This window comes from Paenibacillus campinasensis (assembly GCF_002272015.1).
Lineage (GTDB): Bacteria > Bacillota > Bacilli > Paenibacillales > Paenibacillaceae > Paenibacillus_AQ > Paenibacillus_AQ campinasensis.
In genome coordinates, this window is sequence record NZ_NPBY01000061.1 from 96,050 (window position 1) to 102,049 (window position 6,000).

At 53.6% G+C, this 6,000-nt stretch carries 7 protein-coding genes; 5 read left to right on the top strand and 2 right to left on the bottom strand.

Annotated elements, in window-relative coordinates:
* The first annotated feature begins 50 nt into the window (after positions 1–50).
* From CHH67_RS19330 to CHH67_RS19340, 3 genes are all read left to right on the top strand, one after another.
* The gene (locus CHH67_RS19330; RefSeq protein WP_095266940.1) at positions 51–1,106 is read left to right on the top strand and encodes a GerMN domain-containing protein; all 1,056 of its coding nucleotides are present in this window, start codon (positions 51–53) and stop codon (positions 1,104–1,106) included.
* Between the two features lie 95 nt (positions 1,107–1,201).
* Positions 1,202–1,960 carry a ribonuclease PH gene (gene rph / locus CHH67_RS19335; protein ID WP_095266942.1) on the top strand — a complete coding sequence of 253 codons (759 nt, stop codon included), beginning with the start codon at positions 1,202–1,204 and terminating at the stop codon, positions 1,958–1,960.
* A 3-nt stretch (positions 1,961–1,963) separates the two neighbouring features.
* Positions 1,964–2,593 (top strand): XTP/dITP diphosphatase, encoded by a 630-nt coding sequence (locus CHH67_RS19340; protein WP_095266944.1) that lies wholly within the window; start codon positions 1,964–1,966, stop codon positions 2,591–2,593.
* Between the two features lie 130 nt (positions 2,594–2,723).
* Here the strand turns inward: CHH67_RS19340 and asnB are convergent, their stop codons facing one another.
* The gene (asnB, locus tag CHH67_RS19345) at positions 2,724–4,568 is read right to left on the bottom strand and encodes an asparagine synthase (glutamine-hydrolyzing) (protein WP_095266946.1); all 1,845 of its coding nucleotides are present in this window, start codon (positions 4,566–4,568) and stop codon (positions 2,724–2,726) included.
* 158 nt (positions 4,569–4,726) lie between these two features.
* Between asnB and CHH67_RS19350 the strand changes: the two genes are divergently transcribed.
* Positions 4,727–5,053 (top strand): hypothetical protein, encoded by a 327-nt coding sequence (locus tag CHH67_RS19350; protein WP_095266948.1) that lies wholly within the window; start codon positions 4,727–4,729, stop codon positions 5,051–5,053.
* A gap of 40 nt (positions 5,054–5,093) precedes the next feature.
* Positions 5,094–5,459 (top strand): hypothetical protein, encoded by a 366-nt coding sequence (locus CHH67_RS19355; RefSeq protein WP_095266950.1) that lies wholly within the window; start codon positions 5,094–5,096, stop codon positions 5,457–5,459.
* Between the two features lie 85 nt (positions 5,460–5,544).
* On the opposite strand, the gene CHH67_RS19360 is transcribed toward CHH67_RS19355, so the two are convergent.
* Positions 5,545–5,838 carry a magnetosome magnetite crystal formation protein family gene (locus tag CHH67_RS19360; protein WP_095266952.1) on the bottom strand — a complete coding sequence of 98 codons (294 nt, stop codon included), beginning with the start codon at positions 5,836–5,838 and terminating at the stop codon, positions 5,545–5,547.
* Positions 5,839–6,000 lie beyond the last annotated feature (162 nt).

The following is a 6,000-nucleotide window of genomic DNA, read 5'->3' on the forward strand; positions in this document are numbered from 1 at the left end:
CTCGTATACATAGGAGTACAACCTGTACAAAATTTAGGGAGGAACAATACATGACACGTAAGAGATCACTGCGCAGAGTTTCAGCCGCCGGGCTCCTTGCTGTTCCGATCATGATATCCGGCTGCGGTCCATTCGGAGGCAATCAGTCTGAAGCGATCGACCCCCCGCCGGCTCAAGTGGAGGAACAAATGATGAACGGCATCGGTTCGGCCGCAACCCAAGGGGAGATTGGCGAGCAGACGACCGTATATCTGACGGACAACCGTGGAATGCTGGTGCCTGTTACGATGGGAATCCCGAGCGAGGAAGGCTCGGATAGCATGAGCAGCGCGCTGGAAGTGCTGATCAAGGGAGGAAGATACGCCGCTTATATACCGCCAGGCTTCCAGGGGGTATTGCCGCCAGGAACGCAAGTCAACAATGTTACCGTAGATGAGGAGAACAAGCTGGCCCTGGTCGAGTTTAACCCGGCGTTTGCAAGCTACAGTGCTCAGGAGGAACGGCGGATACTGGAGGCGCTGACCTGGACGCTCACCGGACAGGAAGGGATTGAACAGCTGCAGATTTGGGTGGACGGTGTGAAGCTGACGGAGATGCCGGTGAACGGGACACCGGTTGACCGGCCGCTGACCAGAGCGCTGGGCATCAATCTTCAGAAAGCGGACGATGCGATCTACTCCTCCTCTACACCGGTAACCGTGTACTTCTCTTCGGTGACGCCGGAGGGGATTCAGTACTATGTGCCGGTAACCCGACTCGTTCCAAGCGGGCAAAGCGCTCTTCAAGCAGCGCTGAATGAGCTGATCCGGGGGCCGCAGCCAGGAGATGGCCTGGAGAGTGTCATATCCGGGGATGCCGCCGTAGCTTCTGTTGAGCAGGGCGAGGATGGCCTGGTGACGGTTGCGCTGGAGGACGACATGTTCATGGAGGGAGACCCGATTCCTTCGGAGCTGCTGCAGGCCGTTGTGCTGACGGTGTCGGAGAACGCACAGAATGCCAAAGTGAAAATCCGCATGAATGATCTGGCCGAGGTGGTCGGCACCGACAGCCTGAATTACAGCGAACCTGTCACCCGTCCTGAGCGCATCAACGAAATTTCCATTTAAGCAAGCCATCCGTCCAGAGGGTGCTTTTGTGCCTGCACTTTGGTAGAATAGGGAATGCTAATCAGGATTGCGATATGAAGTAGGAGGCAGAAAACATGAGATCTAACGGACGTAAGAGCGATGAGCTTCGCCCGATGAATTTATCGACCCATGTGAATAAATATGCGGAAGGCTCCGTGTACATCGAAATGGGGGACACGAAGGTGCTGGTGACGGCAACCGTCGACGAGAAGGTTCCTCCGTTTCTGAAAGGACAAGGAAAGGGCTGGGTAACGGCAGAGTATTCGATGCTGCCGCGCGCTACGCAATCCCGGAATCAACGGGAAGCGAATCGTGGAAAGCTCAGCGGCCGGACGATGGAAATTCAGCGGCTGATCGGCAGAGCTCTCAGGTCTGTTGTGAATCTGCATGCACTTGGAGAGCGTACCATTACGCTGGACTGCGATGTGATTCAGGCTGACGGCGGTACGCGCACCACCTCCATTACCGGGTCATTCGTTGCGCTTGCCATTGCGGTTAACAAAATTGTGGAACAGCATAAGCTGCCTGTATTTCCGATCACCGATTATCTGGCTTCGGTCAGTGTAGGCATCGCCGGTGGAGAGGCCCTTCTTGATCTCAATTACGAGGAAGATTCCAAAGCCAAGGTGGATATGAATCTGGTGATGACAGGAAGCGGCAACTTTGTCGAGGTGCAGGGCACCGGTGAAGAAAGCCCGTTCACCCGCGAGGAGCTTGACCAGATTCTTGAGCTGGGTGACAAGGGGATTCGGGAACTGATCCGCCGTCAGCAGGAAGCGCTTGGTCCGATTGCCGATAAAATTGGTTCAGTCAAGAGTGGGAGTGTAAGATAACAAATGAAGCTAAAGCTTGGAGACACACTAATTGTTGCGACACGTAATCAAGGCAAAGTTAAGGAATTTTCCCATGCTTTCGCTGCATTTGGAACTTCCGTCAAAAGCATGTATGATTATCCGGAATTGCCGGACGTGGTGGAGGATGGCGCAACCTTTGCCGAGAATGCTTACAAGAAGGCAAAGGCGGTTGGCGATGCGCTGGGGCTTCCGGTGCTGGCCGATGATTCCGGCCTGTGCGTCGATGCTCTGAACGGAGAGCCGGGGGTGTACTCTGCCCGTTACGCCGGGGAACATGGCAACGATGAGGAGAATAACAACAAGCTGCTTGCGGAGCTGGAGAAGCTGAAGCTTGGTGAAGATACGGAGCAGCCGCTGCTCAGCACGGCACGATTCGTATGCGCGCTCGTGCTGTATGATCCGGCATCCGGCACCAAGATTGAGACCGAGGGCACCGTCGAGGGCTGGATTACCTCGGAGCCGGCGGGCTGCGGTGGCTTCGGCTATGATCCGTTGTTCTACCTGCCAAGCCATGAGAAAACGATGGCGGAGCTTAGCGTGGAGGAAAAGCAGGAGATCAGCCATCGGGGGGCAGCGCTGCGTCAGCTTGTGGCTCAATTGCAGGAGAGCTGAAGTTATCCGGACCGGAAGGGTCTCACGCCCCTTGCGTCCGCTAGCCACTTTAGCATCATATAGACAGGAAAAGGTCGAGGAATGAGCCTAACTGCTCAATACCCCGGCCTTTTTTGTGGTTTTATGGATGTTACCGGATCGCGACATTGTACTCCTTCAGCCAGAAGTGCACCTGGGCCAAATAGGCGAACAATTGGGGACCCGACATCAGCTGGCCGAACCAAGGCAAATTGGAGGAGGCGTCCGGTGATGAGGCGAGTTCGCGAATTTTTTTCTTATCAATCAGCGGGAGCAGCGGCGAGGTTGAGTCATCCAGGATCGACAGCACCTGCTGTTTGACGGCTGTCAAATAGTTCGGATTGTGGGTTTTGGGATAAGGGCTCTTTTTGCGATACAGCACGTCATCGGGCAGAACGCCCTCAAGCGCTTTGCGAAGGATGCCTTTCTCACGGTTTCCTGCCGTTTTGATGCTCCATGGAATGTTCCATACATATTCAATTAGCCGATGATCGGTATAAGGCACCCGAACTTCAAGGCCCACGCCCATGCTCATCCGATCTTTACGATCCAGCAGCGTAGGCATGAAGCGTGTAATGTTCAGGTAAGACATGACCCGCATTTTCTGCTGTTCGCCGGTTTCGCCCTGGAGTGCGGGAACTTCGGCCACAGCTTCGGAGTATCGGTCCCCGAGATATTCAAGCGGCTTGATCCACTCCCGGATCTCTGGCGAGAGCAGTCCTGCCCGCATGTCAGGTGCAACCGACCATGGGAAGGTACCGGAATTCAGCATTTCCTCCCGGTGGAACCATGGATATCCGCCAAAAATTTCGTCTGCTGCTTCGCCGGAAATGGCAACGGTGGCGCCTTTCTTGATCTCGCGGCAAAAGAGGAAGAGGGAGGCATCGACATCCGCCATCCCTGGCAGGTCGCGCTGACGGGTTGAGGCATCAAGCGCTTCAACAAGCTCCGGTGTGTCAAATTCAATCCAGTGATGCTGCGTGCCAAGCTCCTCGCTCATGCGTTTGATCCAGGGGGCGTCGGCACCGGGCTGGAAGGAATGGGACTGGAAAAACTTATCATTGTCCACATAGTCCACAGAATACGTATGGACCTGGCCTTGCCCTGTTCGGCTGTAATAGTCGACGGCAAGGGAAGACAGGGCGCTTGAATCCAGACCGCCGGACAGCAGCGAACAGACCGGTACATCGGATACCAGCTGTCGCTCCACCGTATCGCTCAGAAGATCGCGGAGATGGCGGGCCGTCTGATCGACATTGTCCTCATGCGGCTTGCTTTCGAGCTTCCAATAGCTATATTTTCGCAGACCCTCCCGGTTGAAGATCATTGCACAGCCCGGACGCAGCTCGGATATGTCCTTGTAGACGCCATGTCCCGGGGTTCTTGCAGGCCCGATGATGAACACTTCTGCCAAGCCCTCTGCACCGACGACAGGCTCCACCTTCGGATGTTGAAGGATCGCTTTCGGTTCGGAGCCGAAGATCAGCGTGCCGTCCTTGTAGCTGTAGAACAGCGGCTTTACGCCCACGCGGTCTCTCGCGAAAAAAACCTGCTCTCTGACGCTGTCCCAGATGGCAAAGGCAAAAATTCCATTCAGCCTTTCAAGGCAATCCGGTCCCCACTCCATATAAGAGACGAGCAGTACCTCCGTGTCGCACTGGGTCTGAAACCGATGTCCCCGCGCAACCAGTTCGGCTCTCAGCTCTGCCGTATTATATAACTCCCCGTTGTATACAATGGCATATACATCCTCTTCTTTATGAATGATCATCGGCTGGGCACCATTCTCGGGATCAATCACGCTAAGACGGCGGTGACCAAAAGCGCAGGGATTGGAAATCCAAGTGCCTGATCCGTCAGGTCCGCGGTGGGCCAAACTATCTGTCATCTTGACCAGCAGCTGCGAATCCTGGGTCAAGTCGCCGCTCCATTGTATAAAACCGGTTATTCCGCACATGACGGCTCATCCTCTCTTCACTTTGTCATACGTTGTCCTTCTTTAAGGGGTTATTTGGGAAAGTGATACAGATATATGCCGAAGCAAGGCATAAAATGTCTGTCCTTTTACGAAAACTAGGGAGGAGGACGAATGTAGAACAAAGGAGTGAACCGTCCATGAACAAACAGAAATATTATGTTTCCGTTCAAAGCAAATCCGTGATGAATCAGCAAGGGGACGCCTCCTACGAGTGGGAGATTGAAGCGACACCCGAAGAGGCGGATCAAGTTCGGATCGAGCTGGACATGATGCAGGAGAAGGAGGAAGAAGCTTTTCCCGGTTATGTGTTTCCATGGCCGGACACCCCGGAGCAAAGCAATAACGCCCTGTTTCAGGATTCGCTGGATCGGGTCTACCGGACGATTTACCGGTTTGGAACCGAAGAGACACGCAAGCAGATGGAGCAGTTCAGGCTGATTCCGGGTCTGGAACAACAATATTAAACCGTGCTGTCCGCAGTGCGATAGTTAGGAGAATGCAGAGATGTATACGATACAGGATGTCAAAATTCGCCGGATTACCGAAATGAATGGAGCGCCCTGCGCGGAGGTTGAGGTATACCCGGCAACGGAAGGAGACAGCGTCCTGCTCGCTTACTTGACGCCTTCGGCTCCTCTGGGCGGCTATGAGCTGGTCAAGCTCGTTCGCAGTGATGCAAGCCTGGAGGTAGATTGGTATGACAACAGTATGCACAGCGCTTATGAGGACGCGACGGACGAAGCGTTCGAGAACAGTACGACGGCCACTGCCGAGGAGAATCGGGATGCATTCAAGCAGCAGCTGCTCTCTTTTGGCCAATTGTACGAGCAGTTGAACCAGCGTTTGAGCGAAGGCACGAACTGGATGTAATGCATATGTGAGAACACAGAATATGCGGGGAAAAAGCTTGGTGACAGAAGTCGCCAGGCTTTTTTTATATTAGGGGGGGATCGCGTTAAACGTATTCGCGTAGTACCTGAACCCCCTTCAGAACGTTGTACACAAAAGTCAGAAAATAAATCAGGCCAAACAGGATCAGATACATAATGACGGAACCGAGCACCTCAGCGTTAAACATCAGGTAGATAAGCGGGATGGCCGCAATAACCGGAATCAGGTGGGAGAGGAGCGCATGACGCGCATGCCGGGCTATATAGGCGTTGTCCGAGAGAACCCATACGAGGAAGGGGAATATAAAGGGAGCAAAAAAGATGCTGAAATAGGACAGGGAGGACAGCAGCTGTTTCATATCATTCACGCTCCTTGTTCGCTGTCATGTTGTTTACATATTACCCTATGGAGCGGGCTCTGATTCGGGCTCCCATAATGAATAAAAAAAGGCTTTGAATTTTCTCCAAAATGCGATATAATAATCTTCGTCACTGTTTCAAAAAACCAATTACATACCTAT

Bases quoted from the DNA above. Each gene is read 5' to 3' on its own strand.
- CHH67_RS19330 (WP_095266940.1), top strand. From the start codon at position 51: ATGACACGTAAGAGATCACTGCGCAGAGTTTCAGCCGCCGGGCTCCTT.
- rph (WP_095266942.1), top strand. From the start codon at position 1,202: ATGAGATCTAACGGACGTAAGAGCGATGAGCTTCGCCCGATGAATTTA.
- CHH67_RS19340 (WP_095266944.1), top strand. From the start codon at position 1,964: ATGAAGCTAAAGCTTGGAGACACACTAATTGTTGCGACACGTAATCAA.
- asnB (WP_095266946.1), bottom strand. From the start codon at position 4,568: ATGTGCGGAATAACCGGTTTTATACAATGGAGCGGCGACTTGACCCAG.
- CHH67_RS19350 (WP_095266948.1), top strand. From the start codon at position 4,727: ATGAACAAACAGAAATATTATGTTTCCGTTCAAAGCAAATCCGTGATG.
- CHH67_RS19355 (WP_095266950.1), top strand. From the start codon at position 5,094: ATGTATACGATACAGGATGTCAAAATTCGCCGGATTACCGAAATGAAT.
- CHH67_RS19360 (WP_095266952.1), bottom strand. From the start codon at position 5,838: ATGAAACAGCTGCTGTCCTCCCTGTCCTATTTCAGCATCTTTTTTGCT.